The sequence below is a fragment of the Methylobacterium sp. A49B genome, assembly GCF_053346215.1.
On record NZ_JBKFBO010000022.1, the window covers coordinates 1 to 434 of the forward strand.

Annotated in this window: 1 protein-coding gene; it reads left to right on the plus strand. The window is 66.1% G+C overall.

Annotated features, from left to right (window positions below; all coding sequences use genetic code 11):
- Nucleotides 1-213 precede the first annotated feature (213 nt).
- A partial coding sequence (locus tag ACLBX9_RS02435; RefSeq protein ID WP_447717767.1) for a hypothetical protein occupies nucleotides 214-434 on the plus strand: 221 nt, incomplete at its 3' end.

A 434-nucleotide genomic window follows, 5' to 3' on the forward strand; every position in this document is an offset into this window, starting at 1 on the left:
CGCACGGCATGGCCCGAATGCTCCGCGACCCGGTTCAGGATCTTATCGAAGGTCTGGTTGAGCTGCTCGATGGTCTGCCCTTCGTCCGGCGTCACCGCCTCGACGTCGAGAGTGTATCGCACCGGTGATCGCAAGGTCTGTCTCCTGTGGGCGGCCAGGACAGAACACCCGCTCACCCGGCGACGTTCCGGGTTGTGCGGCATTCAATCGCCCATGAACGAGGTGGGGAACGGCAGGGGGCCGGCGCGGCTTGTCGGCGGTGCGGTCTTTTTCTCTGCCCAGGCGCGGCCACGATCCGGCAGCCTTCCGACCCCGCGTCCCGATCCCAGCCTTCGTGAAATCACCCCCGCAGGCGGACGACACGTCGAGGATACGCCGATGACATTCCTTCGCTACGCACCCGACATCGAGACGCCCGCCCCGGACGAGCAGAA